A 23,237-nucleotide genomic window follows, 5' to 3' on the forward strand; every position below is an offset into this window, starting at 1 on the left:
TGTCGAAATGAAAAAGGCCCGCACGAATTCGTGCGGGCCTTTTGCTTGCTGGCGGGCGCGGGCCTTACTTGCCCCAGCTGTCGCGCAAACCGACGATGCGGTTGAACACCGGCGCAGCCGGCTTCGAATCGTAGCGGTCGGCGACGAAGTAGCCATGGCGCTCGAACTGATAGCGGTCTTCCGGCGCGGCGTTGCGTGCGCCCGGTTCCAGATACGCTTGCACCACGCGCTTCGAATCCGGATTGAGCGCTTCGAGGAAGTCGCGGCCGCCCGCGTCGGGCTGCTCTTCGCGGAACAGGCGATCGTAGAGGCGCACTTCGGCAGGCACGGCGTTGTCGGCGCTGACCCAGTGGATCGTGCCCTTGACCTTGTAACTGCTCGCGCCTTCGGTGCCCGATTTGCTGTCGGGGAAATAGTTGCAATGCACGGCAATGATGTTGCCGTCGGCGTCCTTCTCTGCGCCCGTGCATTCGACGACGAAGCCGTACTTCAGCCGCACCTTGTTACCCGGGAACAGGCGGAAATAGCCCTTCGGCGGCGTTTCCTGGAAGTCCTCGCGCTCGATCCACAGTTCGCGTGAAAACGCGAACGCGCGATTGCCGCGCTCCGGATGATGCGGATGCACCGGCGCGCTGCATGCTTCGGACTGGCCTTCGGGGTAGTTGTCGATCACGAGCTTGAGCGGATCGAGCACGGCGGTCGCACGCGGGGCCTTGTCGTCGAGGTCGTCGCGCAGCGCGCCTTCGAACACGCTCATGTCGATCCACGAATCGACCTTCGTCACACCGATGCGCTCGCAGAAGAGCTGGATGGCCTCAGGCGTGAAGCCGCGGCGGCGCACGCCGACGATGGTGGGCATGCGCGGGTCGTCCCAGCCGTCGACGTGGTTTTCGGTCACGAGTTGCAGCAGCTTGCGCTTGCTCGTGATCGCGTACGTGAGGTTCAGACGCGAAAACTCGATTTGCTGCGGGAGCGGGCGCGTGAACACGCCGGCATCGGCCAGTTCATTGAGCACCCAGTCGTACAGCGGGCGGTGATCTTCGAACTCGAGCGTGCACAGCGAATGCGTGATGTTTTCCAGCGCGTCCGAGATGCAGTGCGTGTAGTCGTACATCGGATACACGCACCACTTGTCGCCGGTGCGGTAGTGATGCGCGAAACGGATGCGGTAGATGACCGGGTCGCGCATGTTGAAGTTCGGCGACGCCATGTCGATCTTCGCGCGCAGCACATGCGCACCTTCCTCGAATTCGCCCGCCTTCATGCGGCGGAACAGGTCGAGGTTTTCGTCCACGGAGCGATCGCGGAACGGCGAGTTCTTGCCCGCTTCCGTGGCCGAGCCGCGGTTCGCGCGCATCTCTTCCGGCGACTGGCTGTCCACATACGCCTTGCCGCGCTGGATCAGCAGTTCGGCGAACTCGTAGAGCTTGTCGTAGTAGTCGCTCGCGTAGAAGAGATATTCGTTGTCGTCCTTCTTCCACTCGAAGCCGAGCCACTCGACGGCGTCGATGATCGAGTTGACGTACTCGACGTCTTCCTTTTCCGGGTTGGTGTCGTCGAAGCGCAGATGGCACACGCCGCCATAGCGCTTCGCCACTCCGAAGTTCAGGCAGATGCTCTTCGCGTGGCCGATGTGCAGATAGCCGTTCGGCTCAGGCGGGAAGCGCGTTTCGACGCGCTGCGCCCACTTGCCCGACTGGTTGTCGTCGTCGATGATGTTGCGGATGAAATTGGATGCCGCAGGCGCGTCCGTGCGGTCGGCGTCTTTACGTTCGGTATTCATGCGAAAAGGGAGTCGTTCGAGGGCGCCCGTCAAAAGGATAAAAGCGCGTAACTGGGCACCCGATGGTGTCTTCCATTCTACCTGACGCGACCCGCCGTGCCAGTCCCGGTGCCGGATCGTCGCGCGAACCACAACAAGCGAGGGGAAAACGTGACGAAGAGCGAAACGCGTGTACTGGTGCTGCCAGGCTATATGGATTCGGGGCCGGGGCACTGGCAGACGCGCTGGGAAGCCGCGCACGCGGGCTTCACGCGGGTGCAGATGCCTGACTGGATGCACCCGGACTGCGAGGCGTGGTGCGCGACGCTGGAGGCCGCCGTGCATCGCGCGCCTGCTGGCGTGCGGCTCGCCGCCCACAGCCTGGGCTGCCTGACCGTGGCGCACTGGGCAGCGCATCACGCGAGCGCCGCGACCCGCGCGAAGGTGGCCGGCGCGCTGCTGGTGGCGCTACCCGATCCGCACGGTCCCGAATTTCCGCGTGACGCGCGGGGCTTCGATCCGGTTCCGCTGGCGGCGCTGCCGTTTGCGAGCGTCGTGGTCGCCAGCAGCGACGATCCGTATGGCGGCGTGGCGTTTTCCGGGCGCTGCGCGCAGGCGTGGGGTGGCCGCTGGATCGACATCGGCGCGCGCGGGCATATCAATGCGCAAAGCGGGCTCGACGACTGGCCGCAGGGGCTGGAGTGGCTGATGTCGGCGGGGAAATAGGGCGACTATGCGCAACCGCCCCGGGCGTGGCGGTCACACCACGCCCTTGCCCCGCAACGCCGCCACTTGCTCATCGCCGTAGCCGAGCACCTCGCGCAGCACCGCATCGGTATGCTCGCCGAGCGTGGGCGGATGGCTCGCCACGCGCGGCGGCGTCTCGCTCATTCGGATCGGGTTGCCCACGAGCCGCGCCGTGCCGCCCGAAGGATGAGGCACATCGACCTGCAGTCCGCGCGCGATCACCTGCTCGTTCTCGAACACTTCCGCGAGGTTGTTGATCGGCCCGCACGGCACGCCCGCGGCTTCGAGCGCGCTGATCCAGTCGGCTTTCGCGCGCGCGCGAATCAACCCGGCGACGATCGGCACGAGCGTGTCGCGATGGCGCACGCGCGCCGGATTGGTCGCGAAGCGCTCGTCGTCGGCAAGCTCGGGCTGGCCCGCCACCTCGACGAACTTGCGGAACTGTCCGTCGTTGCCCACTGCGAGGATGATCCAGCTGTCGCTCGTCTGAAATGCCTGATAGGGCACGATGTTGGGATGCGCGTTGCCCCAGCGCGCAGGCGGATTGCCGCTTGCCAGGTAGTTCGAGTTCATGTTCGCGAGCATGGCCACCTGCACGTCGAGCAAAGCCATGTCGATGTATTGGCCAATACCCGTGCGATCGCGGTGCGCGAGCGCGGTGAGCACGGCGATGGTCGAATACATGCCGGTCATCAGGTCGGCGATCGCGACGCCCGCCTTTTGCGGACCGCCGCCCGGCAGCGCGTCGCGCTCGCCGGTAATGCTCATGAAACCGCCCATGCCCTGCACGATGAAGTCGTAGCCCGCGCGCGAGGCATAGGGTCCCGTCTGGCCGAATCCGGTGACCGAGCAGTAGATGAGGTCAGGCTTTACCTCACGCAGCGACGCGTAGTCGAGCCCGTATTTCTTCAACTGCCCTGCCTTGTAGTTTTCCAGCACGACATCGCTTTGCGCAGCCAGTTCGCGGACGATGCGCTGACCCTCGGGCGTGGCGATATCCACCGTCACCGAGCGCTTGTTGCGGTTCGCGGCGAGGTAATAGGCTGCCTCGGCGGTATCCGCGCCATCGGGCGTCTTCAGGTACGGAGGCCCCCAGTGGCGCGTGTCGTCGCCGGCGCCGGGGCGCTCCACCTTGATTACGTCGGCGCCGAAGTCGGCGAGGGTCTGTGCGCACCACGGTCCGGCGAGGACGCGGGTGAGGTCGAGTACGCGGATATGGCTGAGAGCGCCCATGCTGTGTCTTCCAATGTCGTTCTGAGGCGGCCCGCGAGCGCACATGGCGCGCTGGCCGATGCCGCCCATAGTAAGCGAAAAGGCGCGGTATGCGTCAATATTCGGTACAAAGTTCCGCACAGCGGAACAATTCTGCTTGGCCATCGCGCCGCCGCACACTTTGTCGCGCTCATGCAAACCACGCCGGACGCGCCGCCGCGAGCGCGCGACGATCCCGTATAATCGTTCGATTCAGCACCGGGGTTTTTGCCGCAGGCCGGGCCCCCGATCACGACAAGATTCAGCACAGGACGCTCCGAGAAGGACCCAACGCACGCCATGAAAGCCGCCGACATCCGCGAGAAATTCCTCAAGTTCTTCGAATCGAAGGGCCACACGATCGTGCGCTCGTCGAGCCTCGTGCCGGGCAACGACCCGACACTGCTCTTCACCAACTCGGGCATGGTGCAGTTCAAGGACGTGTTCCTCGGCACCGACAAGCGCCCGTACACGCGCGCCACGACCGCGCAGCGCAGCGTGCGCGCGGGCGGCAAGCACAACGACCTCGAGAACGTCGGCTATACGGCGCGTCACCACACGTTCTTCGAGATGCTCGGCAACTTCTCGTTCGGCGACTACTTCAAGCGCGACGCGATCCACTACTGCTGGGAACTGCTGACCAAGGTCTACGCGCTGCCGGCAGAGAAGCTCACCGTGACCGTCTACCAGGAAGACGACGAAGCCTTCGACATCTGGGCGAAGGAAATCGGCGTGCCGGTCGAGCGCATCATCCGCATCGGCGACAACAAGGGCGCGCGCTACGCGTCGGACAACTTCTGGCAGATGGCCGATACCGGCCCCTGCGGTCCGTGCTCGGAAGTGTTCTACGACCACGGCCCGGAAATCTGGGGCGGCCCCCCGGGGTCGCCTGAAGAGGATGGCGACCGCTTCATCGAGATCTGGAATCTCGTGTTCATGCAGTTCAACCGCGACGCCCAGGGCAACATGACGCCGCTGCCCAAGCAGTGCGTCGATACGGGCATGGGTCTCGAGCGCCTGGCGGCCGTGCTCCAGCACGTGCACAGCAACTACGAGATCGACCTGTTCCAGAACCTCATCAAGGCGGCTTCGCGCGAAACGAACACGCCCGATCTCACGAACAATTCGCTGAAGGTCATCGCCGACCACATCCGCGCGTGCTCGTTCCTGATCGTCGACGGCGTGATTCCCGGCAACGAAGGCCGCGGCTACGTGCTGCGCCGGATCGTGCGCCGCGCGATCCGCCACGGCTACAAGCTCGGCAAGAAGGGCGCGTTTTTCCACAAGCTGGTGGCGGATCTCGTCGCCGAAATGGGCGCCGCCTATCCGGAACTCGCCGAAGCACAGCAGCGCGTGACGGACGTTCTGCGCCAGGAAGAAGAGCGCTTCTTCGAGACCATCGAGCACGGCATGTCTATCCTCGAAGCCGAACTCGCGGACCTCGAAGCCAAGGGCCGCAAGACGCTCGACGGCGAACTCGCGTTCAAGCTGCACGACACGTACGGCTTCCCGCTCGACCTTACGGCCGACGTTTGCCGCGAGCGCAACGTGACGGTCGACGAGCCGGCGTTCGACGAAGCGATGGCGCGTCAGCGCGAGCAGGCGCGCGCGGCGGGCAAGTTCAAGATGACGCAGGGCCTCGAGTACTCGGGCGCGAAGACGACGTTCCACGGCTACGAAGAGATCGTGTTCGACGATGCGAAGGTCGTCGCGCTTTACGTGGACGGCGCCTCGGTCAACGAAGTGAAGACGGGCCAGGACGCCGTGGTCGTGCTCGACCATACGCCGTTCTATGCGGAATCGGGCGGCCAGGTCGGCGACCAGGGCGTGATCGCGAACGCGAGCATCCGCTTCGCCGTCGCCGACACGCTCAAGGTTCAAGCCGACGTGAGCGGCCACCACGGCACGCTCGAGCAAGGCGTGCTCAAGGTTGGCGACGTCGTGAAGGCGGAAATCGACGCCATCCGCCGCGCCCGCACCGCACGCAACCACTCGGCCACCCACTTGATGCACAAGGCGCTGCGCGAAGTGCTCGGCTCGCACGTGCAGCAAAAGGGCTCGCTCGTCGATGCCGACAAGACCCGCTTCGACTTCGCGCACAACGCGCCGATGACGGACGACGAAATCCGCCGCGTCGAGCAGATCGTCAACGCGGAAGTGCTCGCGAACGCGCCGGGCGTCGTGCGCGTGATGTCATACGACGATGCGGTGAAGGGCGGCGCGATGGCGCTCTTCGGCGAGAAGTACGGCGACGAAGTCCGCGTGATGGATCTCGGTTTCTCGCGTGAGCTGTGCGGCGGCACGCACGTGCACCGCAGCGGTGACATCGGCCTCTTCAAGATCGTGATGGAAGGCGGCGTGGCGGCGGGCATCCGCCGCGTGGAAGCGATCACGGGCGACAACGCAGTGCGCTTCGTGCAGGAACTCGACGCGCGCGTCAACGCAGCGGCCGCGGCCCTGAAGGCGCAGCCGTCGGAACTCACGCAGCGCATCGCGCAGGTGCAGGACCAGGTCAAGTCGCTGGAAAAGGAACTGGGCGCGCTCAAGTCGAAGCTCGCTTCGAGCCAGGGCGACGAGCTCGTGGGCCAGGCGATCGAAGTGAACGGCGTGCACGTGCTCGCCGCGACGCTCGATGGCGCCGATTCGAAGACGCTGCGCGAGACCGTGGACAAGCTCAAGGACAAACTCAAGAGCGCGGCCATCGTGCTGGCGGCGGTGGAGGGCGGCAAGGTTAGCCTGATCGCTGGCGTGACCGCCGAGGCGAGCAAGAAGGTCAAGGCCGGCGAACTCGTGAACTTCGTCGCCCAGCAGGTGGGCGGCAAGGGCGGCGGCCGTCCCGACATGGCGCAGGCTGGCGGCACCGAGCCGGCCAACCTGCCGGCCGCGCTTGCCGGCGTGAAGGGCTGGGTCGAAGCGAAGCTGTAATACGGCGCGTCGCGGCTTGATTGCCGCGTTGCGACGAAGAAGGGCTGTCCGTCAGGGCAGCCTTTTTGTTTCCTGCGCCGCTTATATGGCGTGAAGGCTTGCGGCTGCAGCTTCACCCGCCAGGGACAACGCCGCGCTGCCTGTGCGTTGCGCATGCTCCATCAGCGCGTCCTTTAACGCGCCGAGCGCCGGCGAAAAGTGGCCCCGCCGCCAGGCGAGCAACGTGTCGATCTGGCCGAGTCTGCCAAGGGAATGCATCGTGACCTCGTCGGCATTGCGTTGCAGTTCGAGCACCGAGCGCGGCGCGACGGCCACACCCGCGCCCGCGGCCACGCACGCGACGATCGCGTGATACGAGCCCAGCTCCAGTACGCGTGACGGCCGGATGCCGTGCTCCAGATACCAGCGCTCGACATAGGCGCGATACGCGCAGCCGCGCTCGAACGCGACGAGCGTGGAGAGCGCGATGTCGCCGGGCTCGCGGATTGGCCGGTGCCCGCGCGGCGTGAGCATCACGAGTTCCTCGCGATAGACCGGCACGAGGTCGAACACGTCTGGGTCAGGCAGGCCGTCGAGCGGTGTGGCGATCAGCGCAGCATCGATCTCGTATTCGCGTAGACGCTCGACCAGCGTGCCAGTTGTGCCCGTTTCCAGTTCGAGCGTGACCTCGGGCCACGCCTGGTGATAGTGCGCGAGGAGGCCAGGCAGACGGCTTGCCGCAGCGCTCTCCATGGTGCCGAGCCTCAGGCGTCCCGCCGGGCGCCCGGCCTTCAGCGCATGGCGCGCTTCGTCGGCGAGCGCGAGCAGACGCTCGGCGTAGGGCAGCAGCGTTTGGCCAGCGGGCGTGAGAATGAGGCGGCGACCCTCGCGCGTAAAGAGCGGCGTGCCGAGCTGATCTTCGAGCTGCTTGATGCGCGTGGTCACGTTCGACTGCACGCGGTTGAGCTTGGCGGCGGCCCGCGTCACGCCATTCTCCCGTACGACTGCCCGGAAAATTGCCAGTTCGGCGAGGTCCATCGTTCTCTCCTCAGAATGCATTGATTCATGATAATTCATTTTTCGGGAACGATTGAATCACCTACGATGGTAGCCAGTCACTTAACCCATTGAACTCATGAACGATTACGTCCCCGGCGCCGTCCATGTTTCCGGGCCACGCTCGCATGCCGGGCGTCGCGCGGCGTTGGCCTGCATGGTGACTCTCGCCGTCGCACTGGGTGTCGGGCGCTTCGCCTTTACGCCGCTCTTGCCGCTGATGCTGCACGGCGGCGCACTCGACCTTCGCCATGGCGGCTGGCTCGCATCGCTGAACTACGCCGGCTATTTCGTTGGCGCGATCAGTTGCGTCGCGCTGCGCATGGCGCCCGCGAAGATCGTGCGCGCGGGTCTCCTGGCCACGGTGCTCCTCACACTCGCGATGGGCCTCACCCAGCAGTTCTGGATCTGGGCGGTCGTGCGCTTCCTTGCGGGCGCGGTGAGCGCGTGGACTTTCGTATTCGCCTCGCAATGGGGCCTGCGACGGCTCGCACAACTGGGCGCGAACGAGTGGGGCGGCGTGATCTACACCGGTCCCGGCGTCGGCATCATCGCGACCGGGCTGTTCGTGAGCGCGGCAGGCGGCCTCGGCGCGCGGCCGGGGTGGCTAGGCTTCGGGCTGATCAGCGCGCTGCTCGCCGTCGTCGTCTGGTCTACGTTTGGCGAGGACATGCGTGCGCTGGCGCCGCGCACCGCCGCGAGCACGACGGCAAGCGTTGCGCAGGAGCGCGACGGTCGTCGCGCTGACGCCTTCTGGCTCGTGCTGCTCTACGGCGTGCCCGGCTTCGGCTACATCATCACGGCGACGTTCCTGCCCGTGATCGCGCGCCACGCGCTGCCCGGGTCGGCATGGCCCGACCTGTTCTGGCCGATGCTCGGCGCGGCGCTGATCGCCGGTGCGCTGCTGGCGGCGCGCTTCCCGCTGCATTGGGACAATCGCGTGATGCTGGCGGGCGCTTACGTCCTGCAGGCCGTGGGTATCGCGCTCGGTATCGTCTGGCCCAACGCCGCGGGATTCTCGTTCGGCAGCGTGTTGATCGGACTCCCGTTCACGGCGATCACGCTCTTCGCGATGCGCGAGGCGCGCCTGCTGCGTGGAGAGCATGCGGCCGCGCTGATGGGCTATGCGACGGCGGCCTATGGCATCGGGCAGATCGCGGGGCCGCTCGTGGCCGCGCCGCTCGCGGCGTCCACGGGCTCGTTCTCGCCTTCGCTGTGGCTCGCGGCGGGCGCGCTCGTGGCCGGCGCGATCGGGCTGCTATGGCGGGTTTGGCACACCCGCAAGGCGGCGCGCTAGTGTGAGCCGTCAGGTCGTTCGGGTGGTGAAAACGCGTGTGGACGGGGCATCGCGCCGTTTTTGCGCAGCCGCACGCGCGCGCCGATAGCACACTAAAATGGACGCTTTCGCGCGAGCCGCGAGCGTGCCCGCCGGGCCGCGCGGCGGGTTCCCAGCGCCATCGACCTGTGCCTTTTGCCCCATGAGCGACTACCAGTTTTGCCCGCGCTGCGCCACGCGCCTGACCGAGCGCACCGATCCCGACCACGAAGGCGCCCGCGTGCGTCTCGCCTGCCCGGACCGCGCCTGCGGCTACGTCCACTGGAACAACCCGCTGCCTGTCGTAGCGGCGATCGTCGAGTACGAGGGCCGCATTCTGCTCGCCCGTAACGCCGCGTGGCCCGAAGGCATGTTTGCACTCATCACCGGCTTTCTCGAAAACGGCGAGACGCCCGAAGAGGGCATCGCGCGCGAGGTGCACGAAGAGACCGCGTTGCGCGCCGAAAGTGTCGAACTGGTTGGCGTCTACGAGTTCATCCGCAAGAACGAACTCATCATTGCGTATCACGTGAAGGCGTCGGGCACGATTGCGCTTTCGCCGGAACTGCTCGAATACCGCCTCGTCGAGCCCGCGAAGCTGCGGCCGTGGCGCGCGGGCACGGGCCAGGCGCTCGGCGAATGGATGCGCCGGCGCGGCCTGCCGTTCGAGTTCGTCGAGCGTCCGGGCCAGTGATGGCCGCGAGACGATCGACGCTTTCCCGCTACGCCCGCCCTCTATCACGCCGATGAACCGACCCGTCACCGTCGCCCGCTCCGGGTATCGCCATTTCCTGCCGATCGGCACGCGCTGGATGGACAACGATGTCTACGGCCACGTGAACAACGTCGTCTACTACAGCTACTTCGACACCGTGGTGAACGAGTATCTGATCCGCGCGGGCGCGCTCGACATCGAACACGGCACGACGATCGGGCTCGTGGTCGAGACGCAGTGCAACTACTTCGCGCCGCTGGCGTTTCCGGAGCGCGTGGAGGCGGGGCTGCGCGTCGCGCGTCTCGGTTCGTCGAGCGTGCGCTATGAAGTCGGCCTCTTTCGCGAGGGCGAGGACGCGCCCGCGGCGCAGGGTCATTTCGTGCATGTCTACGTCGATCGCGCGACGCGCCGGCCCGTGAGCGCGTTGCCCGATGCGCTGCGCGCGGCGCTCGAGCCGCTCGTTGTCGAGCGCTAAACGTATCTCAGCGATCCACGCTTACGCGTTCTAGCGCCGCCATCGGGCCGAGTTGCGCGAGCGTCTGCAACTGCGCTGCGTTGCGCACGAAGAACGAGCCGGCAAAGCCGAGCGAATTCACGGAGATTCCCTCGACGCATTCCGCCGTGCGCGGCACGACCAGCATCCACCTGCGCGTGACGAGCAAGTTGTACGGCGCACCCTGATGCGCAACGCCGCCCACGTCGACAGCGGGCACGCCCGCCGCGTCCAGCAACGCGCGATAGCAGTCGAGTGCAACCGGCGCGGCGTCGTCTGGCGTGCCGCTGTCTGGGCCGAGATCGAGGCGTGCGAATGCATGGCGAAACGCGAGCCCTGGCACGATCGCGATGGGACGCGCGCCGTGAACCGCCTGCGCGCGGCCGACCAGGACTTCGAGGGGCGCCACGTGAGGCCCATGACCTGCGAGCGGCAGCGGCACCATCTGCAAATGCTTGTGCGGCTGGCTCGCGCCTGCAGCCGCGCCACCGTTGTAGAACGCGAGACCGTCGATCTCGCGCAGCGCCTCGATCAGCGCGCTGAAGTCCGCCGCGTCGAGCAGCGCTTCCTGCGGCTCGTAGCGGCGCGTCACGATCAGCAGGTGCTGGTCGATCACATTGAACTTGTTGAGCAGCGCGACGTGCGTGGGCGACAGGTCGCCGACGAAGAGATCTTGCTCGTAAGGCAGGAACGGATCGCGCCGCGGCTGCGAACTGGACGCAACTGAAGTTTGCGGCGTGAGCCGCGCCGCCGCCTTGCGCGCGAGATTTTCGGCCACCCGCACGTAGAAGCGCATGCCGCCATCGTCGATAAAGGTATGCGCGGTCTCGATGGGATGGAGCGCACCGCACGCAAGCGCGTGCGCCGTCTGCCGCTCGATGGCCGCGCGCAGCGTCGTCATGGGCGCTCAGGCCTTGTAGCCGATCGCGCGCAACAGGTCCTTGCGCCAGCGCACGTCGTCCTCGGCCTCGACGCCGAGTGGCGGCATGCCGTCCACCACGCCGACGATGCCCCGCCCTTGATCGGTCTCTGCGATCAGCACCTGAGTCGGGTTCGCGGTGGCGCAGAATATGCGGCAGACCTCGGGCACGGCCTTGATCGTGTTGAGCACGTTGATCGGGAAAAAGCCGTCGCCGAGAAAGACGATGAAGCAGTGGCCGGCGGCGATGCGAAGCGCATTTTGCGTAGCCATCTCGATGAGCGCGTCCTGCGTGCCCGAGCGCCGCACGAGCCGCTTGCCCGACGCCTCGCAGAATGCCAGGCCGAACTGGATGCCCGGCACCGCGCCGTAGAGCGCCTCGTGCAGATCCTCGACGGATTTGATGAAGTGGGTCTGGCCAAGGATGAAGTTGGTGGCTTCGGGCTTTTCGATCTCTACCGTGGACAGTTGCATGGCGAACCTCGTGCGCGGGCGTCTCGAAAGCGCCGCGTTTCGCGAGACCAGGCCGGAATGGCTGGCGGGCGGGCGGCGGCGGCCAACAACAAGCCTAGTACGAAGTCGCGGCGGGGCAAAGCGTGTGCAGGCGCACAAAGTAAAACGGCCGGAGCCCCGAGGGGCATCCGGCCGTTTTGCTGAGCCTTGAGGCGCGCTGCCGCGCTCAGGCTGTCTTCTTCGCGCGCTTGCCTTCGACGTCGGGCAGCAGCACGGTGAGGATGCCGATGAGCGGCAGGAACGAGCAGACCTTGTAGACGAAACTGATGCTCGTGGCATCCGCCAACTGGCCGAGCACCGCTGCGCCGATACCGCCGAGGCCGAACGCAAAGCCGAAGAAAAGACCCGCGACCATGCCCACCTTGCCCGGAATCAGTTCCTGGGCATACACGAGGATGGCCGAGAACGCCGAGGCTAGCACCACGCCGATGATGACCGTGAGCACGCCGGTCCAGAACAGGTTGGCGTAGGGCAGGAGCAGCGTGAAGGGCGCCACGCCGAGAATCGAGCCCCAGATCACGTACTTGCGGCCGATGCGGTCACCCACCGGACCGCCGATGATCGTGCCAGCGGCGACGGCAGCGAGGAACACGAACAGATGGATCTGCGCGGCCTGCACGGAGAGGTGGAAACGGTCGATCAGATAGAACGTGAAGTAGCTGTTGATGCTCGCGAGGTAGAAGTACTTCGAGAACACGAGCAGCACGAGAATGCCGATGGCGCCCGCCACGCGGCCACGCGACAGCACGACGTGCGGCACCTCGGCGCGCTTTTTCTTCATCGCGGGATGGGACTTGTACCAGCGGCCGATCTGCGTGAGCACGATCATCCCGACTAGCGCGGCCGCCGAGAACCACGCGATGCTGCGCTGGCCGTGCGGAATGACGATCAAGGCGGCGAGCAGCGGCCCGAGCGACGAGCCCGCGTTGCCGCCCACCTGGAAGAGCGACTGCGCGAGACCGTGACGGCCGCCCGAGGCCATGCGGGCCACGCGCGACGATTCCGGATGGAACACCGACGAGCCGCAGCCCACCAGCGCCGCTGCCACGAGCAGCACGCCGAAGGTCGGCGCGACCGACATCAGCAGGAGTCCGCACAGCGTGAAGCCCATGCCGACGGGCAGCGAATACGGCAGGGGCCGCTTGTCGGTATAGACGCCCACTAGCGGCTGCAGCATCGATGCCGTGATCTGGTAGGTGAGGGTGATGAGGCCGATCTGCGTGAACGACAGCGAGAAGTTGTCCTTGAGCATCGGGTAGATGGCGAGGATCAGCGACTGGATCATGTCGTTGAGCAGGTGCGAGAAGCTGATCGCACCGAGCACCGAATAGACGGTGCGTTGCACCGCGCCCGCGGCGGGGGCGGAAGCGGCCGCGGACGAACCCGCGGCGGCGCCAGGCAGGGCGCGCTTGTCGAAACTGGTTTCCATGTTTTCGGTAGCAGCAGAGAGTATTCAGCGGGCACCACGCCAGGCGGGCAGCGGCGACGGCATGAAAGGACATGTATAAGAGTTATGAGCGCAGTGTAATGTGTCTCGCTCGAACTGTGCGGACAAGATTTGTCGAGAATCGGACACGGGTCTGATCTGGGTAGTGCGCGGTTGCGCTGCGGCACGATGCCGCAAGGGGCTGGAGCCCATACTCGAATTTGATACGGGATTTTTGGCGTTTCATTTTGGCCGTGTATAAACCGCCGATGTGCGCGCCCACGAGGTGCGCAATACGGGGCCGGAATGTGAGCCGCACCGCGCGCGACGGGGTTAAAGATTGCGCGACGGGGTGCCGTAGACCGGAGTTGGGGCGTAACGCAAATCACGAACGATGGCGTTAAGCCGAACAACAATGCTGGAGACCAAAATGAAAGCAGTATCGCAAGGCGGCGGGCACGCGGGCTTCGCGCCGCAGGATCCGGCAGGCAGCGCGGCGAACGCGCAGTTGCACAAGGGCGCAGGCACCGGCGCCGCAGCGCGCAGTTCGCGGCTTTCCGTGAAGGCCACACTGCGCCTTGCCTTCGCGCTCGTGCTGATCGGCACACTCGCCATCGGCGCCGTTTCGCTCGCGCAAATCAGCCGCCTCAATGGCTCGACGCAATCGATCTACGAACAGGGCTACGTCGCGAGCCGCGCCGCCGAGGAAGCGCGCGGTCACGTGCTGCGCGCGAGCCGCGCCCAGAAGATGCTGCTCACGGCGACCACGGCGCGCGAGCGCGACGAGTTGGGCCAGGACATCGATAAGGATCTCGGCGCGCTGGAGCGCGGCATGAGTCAGTTGCAGCAATACGCGCAGGAACAGGGCGGCGACGCGCTCGCCCTGCAAAAGAAGCTCGCGGACGCGACCACGGCGTGGAGCGGCCATCTGCGCGAGTTCGTGACGCTCGTGAAGCAGCAGCCGCTCGATCTCTCGCAGATGAGCTGGCAGGTGGGCACGCAGGACGTGTCGCTGCTCGTGGAGACCGGCAAGCTCGAAACGCTCGTCAACGACCTCGTCGCGCAGCGCGGCACGGCCGCGAAAGCCACGATCGGCAATGCCGAGTTCATCTTCAAGTCGTCGTTTGTGATGATGGCCGTGGCGACCGTGGCCATGTTCGTGCTCGCGTTCTTCGTGAGCGAATGGGTCGTGCGCCGCATCGCACGGCAACTGGGCGGCGAACCGGCGCACGCCAAGGCCATCGCGTCCCGCATCGCGGCCGGCGATCTCGCGCAGCCCGTCACGGTTCACGCGCGGGACGCGGCAAGCATGCTGGGCGCGCTGCGCGACATGCAGAAAGGCCTCTCGACCACGGTGGCCGAGATCGCCGCGAGCGCCGAGGCGATCGCCTCCGCCTCGGGCGAAATCTCGACCGGCAATCTCGATCTCTCGCGCCGCACCGAAGAGCAGGCCATGGCGCTCGAACGCACGGCGAGCAGCATGGAGCAGCTCACGTCCACGGTGCGCCTGAACGCCGAGAACGCGGAGCAGGCCAGCACGCTCGCGGGCAATGCGTCGGCAATCGCGGAGAAGGGCGGCTCGGTGGTGGGCCGCGTGGTCGCGACCATGCAAGAGATCAACGACAGCGCGAAGAGCATCGCCGACATCATCGGCGTGATCGAGGGCATTGCGTTCCAGACCAACATTCTCGCGCTCAACGCGGCCGTGGAAGCGGCGCGCGCGGGCGAGGAAGGGCGCGGGTTCGCGGTGGTGGCGGGCGAGGTGCGCAGCCTCGCGCAGCGCAGCGCAGCGGCGGCCAAGGAGATCAAGACGCTGATCGGCGCGTCGGTTGAGCGCGTGTCCAACGGTTCGACGCTGGCGCAGGACGCGGGCTCGACGATGGACGAAGTCGTGAAGGCCGTGCGGCGCGTGAACGACATCATCGGCGAGATTTCTGCGGCTTCGCGCGAGCAGCGCTCGGGCATCGAGGAAATCAGCCGCGCGGTCACGCAGATGGACGCTGGTACGCAGCAGAATGCGGCGCTTGTGGAAGAGGCGACCGCCGCGGCGCAATCGCTCGACGATCAGGCGAAGGTGCTCAAGCGTCTCGTGGGGAAATTCCGGCTGGCCTGACGCTCGCGATCTCGTTGCGTGCGCAACAAAAAACGCCGCGTGGTGCAACACGCGGCGTTTTTTTATCGGCGTATCACTTTGCGTCGCGCTCGATGATCCACTCGTGTGCCGGGTCGTTGTGGAAGTGCCATTCGCGCGTCGGGCCCGCCATCACGTTCAGGTAGTACGAGTCGTAGCCATACGGGACGACTACCGGGTGATAGCCGCGCGGCACCATCACGACATCGTGATTTTCCACGGCCATCGTTTCGTCCAGGTCGCGCGCATCGGTGTACACGCGCTGGAACGCGAAACCCTGCGGCGGATTGAGCCGGTGATAGTAGGTTTCCTCGAGCGCGCTTTCCTGCGGCAGACGATCGGCGTCGTGCTTGTGCGGCGGGTAGCTCGACGAGTGGCCCGAAGGCGTGCGCACCTCGACTACGAGCAGCGATTCCGCGGGCGCATCTTGCGGCAGGATATCGCACACGTAGCGCGTATTCGCGCCCTTGCCGCGCGTGGAGCGCCTCATTTGCGCGGGTTCGATGAGGCGAATGGGCAGTGTGCCTTTGGCGGGCGCGCTCGCAACGCCCACTTCGGCGTCGCGTGTCGCGCGCACGGTCGCTTTTACGCCGGGCGGCACGTAGAGCGCATACGGCGCGGCATCTTCGAAGACGCTATCGCGCGAGCCGAGACTCGACCAGCGCTCGCCGCCCGCTTCGATATCGACCGCACCGGCGAGCACGACGATGCAGCTCTCGCGATCGGGTTCGGATACGTAGACCACTTCATCCGCTTCGAGCCGATATGCGGCGAAGCCGACATAGCGCCAGCCCGCGGTATCGGGCGTGACGCGCGCGATAGACTGGCCTTCGCGCGCGGCCTTGACCAGCAGAGTCATGCTGCCTCCTTCGATTGGGTGTCCGTAGCATCGACGAGGGTGCGCAACGTGCGGTAACCCTTTTGCGCATACTCGTACGACGGTGCGATCACGGGGTCCTGCTCGGCTTCGACGACGAGCCAGCCGCGATAGCCGTGGCGTTTCAGGCGCGCGATGATCGCGGGGAAATCGACGGCGCCGTCGCCCGGCACGGTGAACGCGCCTGCCAGCACGGCGTCGAGAAAACTCCAGTTGCGATTGCGCGCAAGCTTCATGACGGCAGGGCGCACGTCCTTGCAGTGCACATGGCACACGCGCTCGATGTGCTTGTCGAGTTCTGCGACCGGGTCGCCGCCCGCAAACGTCATATGGCCAGCGTCGAACAGCAGGCCCACGGCGTCGCTGGTGCGCGCCATGAGTTTGTCGACGTCGGCGGGCGTTTCGACATAGGCGCCCATGTGATGGTGATACGCGAGCCGCACGCCGCGCGAGAGCGTATGGCGCGCGAAGGCATCCACGCGCGCGGCGTATTCGTCCCACTGCTTGTCGCTGAAAAAGCGCGGCCGTTGATAGAGCGGGCGGGGCGCGCCCTGGATCGAATCGGCGACCTCGCCATAGACCATCACCGTTGCGCCGTTTTGCGCGAGCAGATCCAGATGCTTGTCGACAGCGGCGATCTCTTCCTCGACGCTGCGCCGCGCGAGCATGCCCGAGTACCAGCCGGAGACGAGTGAAAGATCGTATTGCGCGAGGAGCGCCTTGAGCGCCTGCGGCTCGCGCGGAAACTTGTTGCCTAACTCGAAGCCCTCATAGCCGATCTCGCGGCCCTCGGTCAGCGCCTGGGATAGCGGCGTCTCGCCGCCGAGCGAGGGCAGGTCGTCGTTCATCCATGACAGCGGGTTGATGCCGATGCGTACTTCAAATGCGCTCATGTGCGCTCCTCGATGTCTGTGTCGTCAGTCGCGTTACGCGTCGCCGGATTGGTCGTCGCCGGCGGGCGTGTCTTCGGCCGCTTGCGCGCGGCCGCCGCGCTCGGCGACATGTTCTTCATAGCGCTCGCGCGCCTCGCGCACGGCCGCGCGCGTGGACACTTCGGGCACCGCGACTTCCCACCACCAGCCGCCTTCTTCGGTCGTGCGCGCGGGGTCGGTGTCGATGCTGACCACATAAGTGCGCGACGAAGCGCGCGCGCGTTGCAGCGCCGCTTCGAGTTCCGCGACGTTCGCCACGTGTTCGGCCTGCGCGCCGAGCGAGCGCGCATGCGAGGCGAAGTCGATGCGCGGCGCGCCGAGCGGCCCTTGCGCGCAGTCGTCGAACAGGTTGTTGAACGGCGCGCCGCCGCAAGCCTGCTGCAACCGGTTGATACAGCCATAGCCGCGGTTGTCGAGCACGACGATGATGAGTTTCGCGCCTAGCATGACCGAGGTCGCGATCTCGCTGTTCATCATCAAATAGCTGCCGTCGCCCACCATGACGATGACTTCGCGATCGGGCCGCGCGAGCTTCGCACCGAGGCCACCCGCGATCTCGTAGCCCATGCACGAATAGCCGTATTCGACGTGATAGGCGCCAGGTTGCCCCGCGCGCCACAGTTTGTGCAACTCGGCGGGAAGCGTCCCTGCCGCGCAGACGACGATATCCTCGGTGTACGAACGGCTCGACGAGCGTTGCACGGCGCCGATGACATCGGCGTCGTAGGGCAGGCGGTTGCGTTCCTGCGGCGCATGCGTCAGGCGCTCGATGCTCGCACGCCACTCGTTGGCAAGGCGCTGCGCGTGTGCGGTCCAGTTCGCGTCCGCGCGCCAGTTGATCAGTTCGTCGTTGAGCGCGGCGAGCGCCTGGCGCGCGTCCGCCTGCACGGCGAGGCCGTTGTGCTTGAGCGCGTCGAAGGCATTGGCGTTCACGCCGATCACATGGGCATTGGCGAAGAGCGAGTTCGAGCCGGTCGTGAAGTCCTGCAAGCGCGTGCCCACGGCGAGCACGCAGTCGGCGCCGCGCGCCAGTTCGTTCGCGGCGGGCGAGCCCGTCACGCCGAGCGCGCCGACATTGAGCGGATCGTCCCACGCGAGCGAGCCTTTGCCCGCCTGGGTTTCCGCCACGGGGATGCCACGCGAGGCGGCGAGCGTCTGCAAGGCCTGCGAGGCGCGCGAATAGAGCACGCCGCCGCCCGCCACGATCAGCGGGCGTTTCGCGCGATGCAGTTGCGTGAGCGCCGCGTCGATCTCGGTCTGGATCGGCGCGGGCGCGTGGAAGGTGACGAGGCGCGGCGTGAAGAAGCTCGCGGGATAGTCCCACGCCATGGCCTGCACGTCCTGCGGCAGGGCGAGCGTGACCGGGCCGCAGAGCGCGGCGTCGGTGAGCACGCGCAGCGCGCGCGGCAACGCCGTGAGCAACTGCGCGGGATGCACGATGCGGTCGAAGTAGCGCGATACGGGCTTGAGCGCGTCATTGGCGGAAATGCCGCCGTCGTGCAGGTCCTCGATTTGTTGCAGCACCGGATCGGGTTCGCGCGAAACGAATATGTCGCCGGGCAACAGCAGCACTGGCAGGCGATTTACGTGCGCGAGCGCAGCCGCGGTGACGAGATTCGTCGCGCCCGGGCCGATGGACGTCGTGACCGCCATCATGCGGCGCCGGAAGTGCGCTTTGGCAAAAGCGATCGCGCTGTGCGCCATGGCCTGTTCGTTGTGCGCGCGCAGCGTAGGCAATTCGTGCCGGTGCTGATAGAGCGCCTCGCCGATGCCCGCCACATTGCCGTGGCCGAAGATCGCGAACACGCCACCGAACAGCGGCTCGGTGCGGCCCGAGCCGTCCTCGCTCGCCACGCGCTGGGCGGCGAGATAGCGCACGAGCGCCTGAGCCGCCGTGAGCCGCACGGTGCTCGCGTGTGCGCCGGGCGATGCGTTCTGCGCGCCTTCCTGTGTGGCGTATTCGCCTGGAGCAATGCGTTGATTCATGCCGCCTTCTCCTCATGGTTGGCGTGCGTGCCGTCTGCTTCGGCGCGCGCGGCGCGCCACGCGCTGATCAGCGTTTCGAAGGCGCGCCGTGCGCGGGCAATCACTTCGTCGTCGCCGATCTCGCCGGCTAGCCAGGCAAGACTCGGTTCGTAGAAGATCGAGCGGCCCACCGTGAAGCCCCGGCAGGTGTTCGAGGCGGCCGCCGCGCGGAAGCCTTCCACGAGCTGGTCGATCGGCGCGGACAGCCCGAGCAGCACGACGCCGCGGCAATACGGGTCGCGCTCGGCGATCAGCGCATCGATGTCGCGCCATTGCGCGGCGCCCGTCGGCTCGAGCTTCCACCACTCCGGATAGATGCCGATGTTGTAGAGCCTCTTGAGCGCGCGATAGACCGTATCGGGCGCATTCGGTTTGCCGCCCAGCTTCGGCGGAATCACTTCGAGCAGCAGTTCGTGGCCGCTCGCCTGGGTGGCGTCGTACAGCGCGCGCAACTGCGCTTCCTGTTCGAGACGATGTTCGATCGGCTCGTCGGGATGGAACTGCACGAGGCACTTCACCGTGTGGTCGATGGGCCATGAAGCGAGCGTCGTGCCGATCGAGCGGCCGTGGTCGAACACGAGCGGCACGGACCCCGGCAGCTCGACCGGGCGGCCGATCCACCAGCCGCGGCCGGTTGCGGCGTTGAGCGCGTCCTGGCCGTAGCGATCATCGATCAGGACACCGATGCGTCCTTGCAGGCCAAGCGTGCGTTCGGTCTGCGCGACGGCCTCGACGAAGAGATTCTTCAGATACGAAATGCGCGCTTCGCTCACGCCCGTCTGCTGCGCGAGATCGAAGAACTGGTTGCGATGATCGAACGCGAAGCCGAGCACTTCGTCGTGCCGCTTGCGCGCGGGGGTCACGCGATGCAGGCGCGCGAGCGTCGCGTCGCGGTCGGGGCGGCGCATGCGCACGGGGTCGGCGGCGGCTTCACGCAGGAAGTAATCGAGTTCCACCGGCGTCGGCATGGCGGGCGCGCATCCGTGTCGCGAGACGACGAGAGCGCCGCACGCATTGGCCGCGCTCGCGCAGTCTTCGAGCGATGCGTCGCGCAGCCAGCCCGAGAGGAAGCCGGAGGCGAACGCATCGCCCGCGCCGAGCACGTTGAGCACTTCGACTTCCACGCCGCGCTGCATCGGCAATTCATCCATCGAGGCGGGCACGGCGCCTTCCACGATCTGGCAGCCAAGCGGCCCGCGCTTGACGAGCAGCGTCGCACCCGTCACTTCGCGCACGCGCTTGAGCGCATCGACGAGCGTTTCCTTGCCGCCCGCTATGCGGAACTCTTCTTCGGTGCCGATCACGAGATCGAAATGCGGCAGGATGCGCTGCAAATGCGCGCTCACGCCTTCGCTCGCGACGAAGCGCGTCTCGCCGTCGGCCTTGCCCGTGAGACCCCACAGCACAGGCCGGTAGTCGATGTCGAGCACGGTGCGCACGTTGTTGCGGCGCGCGTAGTCGAGCGCGGTGAGACTCGTGCGGTTCACATGTTCGGTCGAGAAGTGCGTGCCGGTAATAAGCAGTGCTTTCGATGAAGCGATGAAGGCTTCGTCGAAGTCGCCCGAATCGACGGCCATGTCGGCGCAGTTCTCGCGATAGAAGATGAGCGGGAACGTGTCGCGGTCTTTCAGGCCCAGCAGCACGAGCGCCGTGAGACGTTCGTGGTCCACGCGCACGTGGCTCGTGTCGCAGCCTTCCTTCGTGAGCGTTTCGACGAGAAAGCGCCCCATATGGTCGTCGCCCACGCGCGTGAGCATGGCCGACTTCAGGCCAAGACGCGCGCAGCCGAAGGCGATGTTCGCGGACGAGCCGCCCAGATACTTCGCGAACGTGGAGACGTCTTCGAGCCGCGCGCCCACCTGCTGCGCGTAGAGATCGACACCCAGGCGGCCAAGGCAGACGATGTCGCGGCTGCGCCCGGCGGCGAAGCGGCCTGGAGTTGAACGGGTCGAGGGTGAATGAGTCAGGGCCATGTGTATTCCTGTTGAGTGCTGTGCCGTGCGGGCGTGATCAGATGGTCGCGCCGTCGAGCTCGGCGATCATCTTCTGCATCTCCGCGCCGCCCGCCATCATGTCGAGCACTTCGTTCTTGCTGATCGTGTCCTTCGTGTAGGTGCCCAGCGACCGGCCGCGATTGAGCAGCGTGAACGAGTCGCCAATAGGGTAGGCGTGGTGCACGTTGTGGGTGATGAAGATCACCGAAATGCCCTTCGCGCGCGCCGCATGAATCAGCTTGAGCACGTTGAAGCTCTGCTTCACGCCGAGCGCGGCGGTCGGTTCGTCGAGAATCAGCACGCGTGCACCGAAGTGAATGGCGCGTGCGATGGCGAGACACTGCTTCTCGCCGCCCGACATCGTGCCGATGGCCTGATGCGGGTCGCGCACGTTGATGCCCATGCCGGCGAGGCGATCCTTCGCAATCGTTGCGCTCGCATCGAGATCCATCACGTTGATGAAGCCGAACAGCTTCTTCTGCGGCTCGCGGCCCATGAAGAAATTGCGCGCAACCGAGAGCAGCGGCACGAGCGCGAGATCCTGATAGACGGTGGCGATGCCGAGGTCGAGCGCGTCTTTGGGCGAATCGAACGCCACGGGCTTGCCGTCCACGAAATACTGGCCAGAAGTGGGCTGGTGCACGCCGGCGAGCGTCTTGATGAGCGTGGACTTGCCCGCGCCGTTGTCGCCGAGCAGGCAGTGCACCTCGCCGCGTTTCAAGCGCAGCGTGACGCCGTTGAGCGCAATGACCTTGCCGAAGTACTTGCTGACGTTCTCAAGCGCGAGAATCGTGTCGTCGGTCGCGGTGTTGGTGGTATCGGACATTTGAGTCTCCGGCTTACGATTGCGCGACGCGGCGGCGCACATAGTGATTGAAGAGCACGGCAATGAGCAGCATCACGCCGAGGAACACGCGGAACCAGTCCGAATCGATGTTCGTGTAAGTGATGCCGATCTGCACGACGCCGAAGATGAGCGCGCCGAACGCCGCACCGATCACCGAGCCATAGCCGCCCGTGAGCAGCGTGCCGCCGATCACCGCGGCAATGATCGCTTCAAACTCCTTTTGCAGCCCGCGGTCAGCGGCGGCCGAACCGATGTCGCACACTTGCAGCACGGCGAAGAGGCACGAGCAGAACGCGGTGAGCATGAAGAGCGAGATCTTCACGCGCTTCACGGGTACGCCAACGTTCTTTGCAGCGTTCGAGTCACCGCCCACGGCGAGAACCCAGTTGCCGTAGCGCGTCTTGGCGAGCACGAACGCGCCGATGGCCACGAGCGCGAACCACCAGAGAATCACCTTGGGGACGCCCGGCACGAGCGGCTGGCCGTTGTCGAGCATCTTGCCGATGCCGATATGCGCGAGCGCCACGAACAGGCCCTTGAACGCTGTGCCGTGAAAGAGCAGGTTGGTGACGAAGTCGGCTTTGGCCACGTCGCCCACGCCCGAGACGATCGTGCGGTCGGCGAACATGATCGAGAGCGCGAGGGTCAGGCCACGCAGGATGAACAGAAACGCGAGCGTGACGATGAACGAAGGCAGCCGCGTGCGCATCACGAGGTAGCCATTCAGTGCGCCGAGCGCGGTACAGCCCACGAACGCGAACAGAATGGAAAGCGCGATGGGCCAGTGGAAGTACATCGTGGGGATCGCCACCATCATGCCGGCGAAGCCGATCATCGAGCCGATGGAGAGGTCGAACTCGCCGGCGATCATGAGCAGGCACGCGCCGACGCTCAGGATACCCAGGTAAGCGGCGACCTGGGACCAGTTCATCACGCCGTCGAGATCGAACATGCCCGAGCCGCCCGCGCCGATCGCAAAGACGGCGAAGACCAGAACGGTGCCGGAAATCGCGGCGAATTCGGGGCGGCCGAGCAGATGGCCGAACCACGATTCGCGGCGTACGCGTTCGTCGCTGGCGCCCGGTTGCGGGGTGGGCGCGTCTTGCGCGCCGCTCTCCGGAGCGTGCGAGGGGAAGTGTTTGCCGGCTACACCCATGATGTCTCCTGTATCGACCAGGGTTGGCGTTTAGCGCCTTACTCTGGTCCTATGCACGGCGATTGGCCGTGTGAGGCGCATTAGCGCCTGCGTTGGCTCAAATTCCCGAGCGCATTCCCCACAAGCAACTGCCTTGCAGTAGAAGCAACACGGTGAATGGCGCGCGGCGAGGCT

The 23,237-nt window shown here is 66.1% G+C and carries 18 protein-coding genes; 6 read left to right on the forward strand and 12 right to left on the reverse strand.

The features are described from left to right. Positions 1-64: 64 nt before the first annotated feature. Positions 65-1,783: a glutamine--tRNA ligase/YqeY domain fusion protein gene (locus L0U83_RS04875; protein WP_233881060.1), complete on the reverse strand. Its 1,719-nt coding sequence runs from the start codon at positions 1,781-1,783 to the stop codon at positions 65-67. Positions 1,784-1,933: 150 nt separating this feature from the next. Between L0U83_RS04875 and L0U83_RS04880 the strand changes: the two genes are divergently transcribed. Beyond that, positions 1,934-2,488, forward strand: a complete 555-nt coding sequence (locus tag L0U83_RS04880) for an RBBP9/YdeN family alpha/beta hydrolase (protein WP_308445021.1) — start codon at positions 1,934-1,936, stop codon at positions 2,486-2,488. A gap of 33 nt (positions 2,489-2,521) precedes the next feature. Here L0U83_RS04880 and L0U83_RS04885 read toward each other — a convergent pair whose 3' ends face one another. Beyond that, positions 2,522-3,742 (reverse strand): CaiB/BaiF CoA transferase family protein, encoded by a 1,221-nt coding sequence (locus L0U83_RS04885; RefSeq protein WP_233881062.1) that lies wholly within the window; start codon positions 3,740-3,742, stop codon positions 2,522-2,524. 318 nt (positions 3,743-4,060) lie between these two features. Between L0U83_RS04885 and alaS the strand changes: the two genes are divergently transcribed. Beyond that, positions 4,061-6,685, forward strand: a complete 2,625-nt coding sequence (gene alaS / locus L0U83_RS04890) for an alanine--tRNA ligase (RefSeq protein WP_233881064.1) — start codon at positions 4,061-4,063, stop codon at positions 6,683-6,685. An 81-nt stretch (positions 6,686-6,766) separates the two neighbouring features. Here the strand turns inward: alaS and L0U83_RS04895 are convergent, their stop codons facing one another. After that, a complete protein-coding gene (locus tag L0U83_RS04895; RefSeq protein WP_233881073.1) occupies positions 6,767-7,702 on the reverse strand; it encodes a LysR family transcriptional regulator in 936 nt (311 codons plus the stop codon). A 97-nt stretch (positions 7,703-7,799) separates the two neighbouring features. On the opposite strand from L0U83_RS04895, the gene L0U83_RS04900 reads away from it, so the two are divergent. The 3 genes from L0U83_RS04900 to L0U83_RS04910 all read left to right on the forward strand — a co-directional run bounded on the left by L0U83_RS04900 (position 7,800) and on the right by L0U83_RS04910 (position 10,225). Then, complete coding sequence (locus L0U83_RS04900; RefSeq protein WP_373320989.1) at positions 7,800-9,017, forward strand: YbfB/YjiJ family MFS transporter; 1,218 nt, start codon at positions 7,800-7,802, stop codon at positions 9,015-9,017. 181 nt (positions 9,018-9,198) lie between these two features. Continuing rightward, positions 9,199-9,729: an NUDIX domain-containing protein gene (locus L0U83_RS04905; RefSeq protein ID WP_233881077.1), complete on the forward strand. Its 531-nt coding sequence runs from the start codon at positions 9,199-9,201 to the stop codon at positions 9,727-9,729. A 52-nt stretch (positions 9,730-9,781) separates the two neighbouring features. Beyond that, positions 9,782-10,225: an acyl-CoA thioesterase gene (locus L0U83_RS04910; protein ID WP_233881079.1), complete on the forward strand. Its 444-nt coding sequence runs from the start codon at positions 9,782-9,784 to the stop codon at positions 10,223-10,225. A 7-nt stretch (positions 10,226-10,232) separates the two neighbouring features. On the opposite strand, the gene L0U83_RS04915 is transcribed toward L0U83_RS04910, so the two are convergent. The 3 genes from L0U83_RS04915 to L0U83_RS04925 form a co-directional block, all read right to left on the reverse strand. Continuing rightward, positions 10,233-11,144 (reverse strand): ATP adenylyltransferase family protein, encoded by a 912-nt coding sequence (locus tag L0U83_RS04915; RefSeq protein WP_233881081.1) that lies wholly within the window; start codon positions 11,142-11,144, stop codon positions 10,233-10,235. Between the two features lie 6 nt (positions 11,145-11,150). Continuing rightward, positions 11,151-11,636, reverse strand: coding sequence for an adenosine-specific kinase (locus L0U83_RS04920; RefSeq protein WP_233881083.1), 486 nt, complete (start codon positions 11,634-11,636; stop codon positions 11,151-11,153). Positions 11,637-11,841: 205 nt separating this feature from the next. Then, complete coding sequence (locus tag L0U83_RS04925) at positions 11,842-13,104, reverse strand: MFS transporter (RefSeq protein ID WP_233881085.1); 1,263 nt, start codon at positions 13,102-13,104, stop codon at positions 11,842-11,844. A gap of 427 nt (positions 13,105-13,531) precedes the next feature. Here L0U83_RS04925 and L0U83_RS04930 point away from each other — a divergent pair, with 427 nt between their 5' ends. Then, the gene (locus L0U83_RS04930; protein ID WP_233881094.1) at positions 13,532-15,214 is read left to right on the forward strand and encodes a methyl-accepting chemotaxis protein; all 1,683 of its coding nucleotides are present in this window, start codon (positions 13,532-13,534) and stop codon (positions 15,212-15,214) included. A 73-nt stretch (positions 15,215-15,287) separates the two neighbouring features. Here L0U83_RS04930 and iolB read toward each other — a convergent pair whose 3' ends face one another. Genes iolB through L0U83_RS04960 form a run of 6 tightly spaced genes read right to left on the reverse strand, consistent with a single transcriptional unit; the run spans position 15,288 to position 23,063 of the window. Then, positions 15,288-16,091 (reverse strand): 5-deoxy-glucuronate isomerase, encoded by an 804-nt coding sequence (iolB, locus tag L0U83_RS04935; RefSeq protein WP_233881102.1) that lies wholly within the window; start codon positions 16,089-16,091, stop codon positions 15,288-15,290. After that, on the reverse strand, positions 16,088-17,002 hold the full coding sequence (gene iolE, locus L0U83_RS04940) for a myo-inosose-2 dehydratase (RefSeq protein ID WP_233881104.1): 915 nt from the start codon (positions 17,000-17,002) through the stop codon (positions 16,088-16,090). The genes iolB and iolE overlap by 4 nt, the downstream gene beginning before the upstream one ends. A 33-nt stretch (positions 17,003-17,035) precedes the next feature. Beyond that, the gene (gene iolD, locus L0U83_RS04945) at positions 17,036-19,027 is read right to left on the reverse strand and encodes a 3D-(3,5/4)-trihydroxycyclohexane-1,2-dione acylhydrolase (decyclizing) (RefSeq protein ID WP_233881106.1); all 1,992 of its coding nucleotides are present in this window, start codon (positions 19,025-19,027) and stop codon (positions 17,036-17,038) included. Further along, entirely contained in the window at positions 19,024-21,039 is a 2,016-nt protein-coding gene (locus tag L0U83_RS04950; RefSeq protein ID WP_233881108.1) for a bifunctional 5-dehydro-2-deoxygluconokinase/5-dehydro-2-deoxyphosphogluconate aldolase, read from the reverse strand. Before L0U83_RS04950 ends, iolD begins: the two co-directional genes overlap by 4 nt. 37 nt (positions 21,040-21,076) lie before the next feature. After that, on the reverse strand, positions 21,077-21,886 hold the full coding sequence (locus tag L0U83_RS04955) for an ATP-binding cassette domain-containing protein (RefSeq protein WP_233881116.1): 810 nt from the start codon (positions 21,884-21,886) through the stop codon (positions 21,077-21,079). Positions 21,887-21,899: 13 nt separating this feature from the next. Continuing rightward, a complete protein-coding gene (locus L0U83_RS04960; protein WP_233881118.1) occupies positions 21,900-23,063 on the reverse strand; it encodes an ABC transporter permease in 1,164 nt (387 codons plus the stop codon). Between the last annotated feature and the right edge of the window lie 174 nt (positions 23,064-23,237).

This window comes from Paraburkholderia flagellata (genome assembly GCF_021390645.1).
GTDB classification, from domain to species: Bacteria; Pseudomonadota; Gammaproteobacteria; order Burkholderiales; family Burkholderiaceae; genus Paraburkholderia; species Paraburkholderia flagellata.